The following is a 1,816-nucleotide window of genomic DNA, read 5'->3' as shown; positions in this document are numbered from 1 at the left end:
CCGCCGTATGCCAGCAAGAACCCCGGCAGCGCCATGATCAACCAGCGGAAATAGTTGGTCCCGGCATCGCGGTACTCCCCCGGTTCGGACACGACGGAAATCAGCGCCGGCCCCAACCACAGCGCAATCACCATCAGCGCAGCAGTGGCCAGAACCCCGAAGCTGATCCCCTGAACTGCCAGTTTTCGGGCTTTTTCAACGTCCTTGCCGCCCTTTGCCTTGCCGACAAGCGCACTCATCGCGGCACCAAGGCCGAAACCCACTGCCATGTTGATGAAGAACGCCTGAAAACCTACCGCAAGCCCGGCTTGCGCCTGGGTTGAGATCTGCCCGGCGAAATAAACGTCAACGACATTGTAAAGCGTGGAAAACAGCATGCCCACAGCAGCAGGCACCGCCAGCACGCGGAAATGGCCGGAAATCGCGCCTGTTGTCAGATCCCGGTCAATTGCACCGCTTGCCATGAAACGCCTCTTGGATATCCGCCCGGTATGCCCACCGAAAGGGTTCAGGCCTTTGCGTGGCGACGATAGCGCAGCGAGGACAGCAGAGCGAGGCCAATCACTCCGGCCCCCAAAAGCCCGGTGACGGCTTCGGGGATATGCCACAGCGTTTGCGCGAACATGATGATAGACAGGATCAGGATTGACCAGAATGCGCCGTTTTCAAGATAGCGGAATTCGGCAAGTGTCTGCCGCTCGACCAGCATGATGGTCATCGAACGCACATACATCGCACCAATTCCCAGACCGAGGGCGATCAGGAACAGGTTTTGCGTCAGCGCGAACGCCCCGATCACGCCGTCAAAGCTGAACGAGGCGTCCAGCACCTCCAGATAAAGAAACGCGCCAACGCCGCCCTTGGCCGCAAGATCTGTCGCCTCATGGCTGGCGTCGAGCAGGTGCCCCACGACTTCCACCGCCAAAAACGTCAGCAGGCCCGAAAGCCCTGCCAACAGAAAGGTATCCAGCCGCTCGGGTGGGACGAAGCGTGAAAAACCAAGCATCATTGCCAGCACCAAGGCCACTTCCAACCCGCGCACTGAGGCAAAGCGAGCCATCTGCCGTTCCAGAACTGCGATCCAATGCACTTCTTTGGCGTCGTCAAAAAAGTAATTCAGTGCCACCATCATCAGAAACGCACCGCCAAAGGCCGCGATGCCCAGATGCGCTTCCGCGATGATCCGGGCATATTCATTCGGACGGGTCGCGGCCAGATGCAGCGCCTGCCACGGGCCAATCCCGGCAGCCACGACCACAATCAGCAGCGGAAAGATGATCCGCATGCCAAAGACCGCGATGATGATGCCCCAGGTCAGAAATCGGTGCTGCCATTCCGGCGTCATGTTTTGCAACTTGTTGGCGTTGACGATCGCATTGTCGAAGGACAGCGAAACTTCCAACACCGCAAGGACGCAGCCGATCAGGAAGAATCCGATCGCGCCGTTCAGATTGCCGAAGGTGAACCAACCAAGGACGAACGCGAGGATGAGGCCAATGACGGTGAAGCCAATGGCCCAGCGGAAATAGCTTAGAGTTGTCGCCATGAATGCCCCCTGTCGTTCCTAGGTGGCGCGTTGCAGCCGAAGGGTCAAGCCCCCGCGCGCCCTTCTTCCTAGCGGATCGGGGCCCCGGGCGTGGGACGCAACGGAATGCGGCTGTCACCCTGCAACACAAAGACATCGCGCCCTTCGATCACCACGGCGGTCAGGGGGCCACCATAGGCGGCAGAACTGTCGATATCGACCCGGTTGCCATAATTCACCGCCGCTGGCAGTGCCGTGTGTCCGTGGATCACCAGCCAAGGGTAGGGGGCA

The 1,816-nt window shown here is 59.7% G+C and carries 2 protein-coding genes and 1 pseudogene; all 3 read right to left on the bottom strand.

All coding sequences use genetic code 11. The annotated features are described in order from the left end of the window. Positions 1-464, bottom strand: a 464-nt coding sequence (locus L0H65_RS19340; RefSeq protein ID WP_301460816.1) for an MATE family efflux transporter, incomplete at its 3' end; no start/stop codon positions are given. 44 nt (positions 465-508) lie between these two features. Further along, the gene (locus tag L0H65_RS19335; protein WP_301460815.1) at positions 509-1,546 is read right to left on the bottom strand and encodes a DUF475 domain-containing protein; all 1,038 of its coding nucleotides are present in this window, start codon (positions 1,544-1,546) and stop codon (positions 509-511) included. A 68-nt stretch (positions 1,547-1,614) separates the two neighbouring features. Further along, positions 1,615-1,816, bottom strand: a pseudogene (locus L0H65_RS19330) (hypothetical protein); the annotation flags it as partial.

This window comes from Pseudorhodobacter sp. (assembly GCF_030452865.1).
GTDB lineage: Bacteria > Pseudomonadota > Alphaproteobacteria > Rhodobacterales > Rhodobacteraceae > Pseudorhodobacter.
Note: the sequence above shows the minus strand (reverse complement) of the source record. Positions and strands in the feature narration are given on the sequence as shown.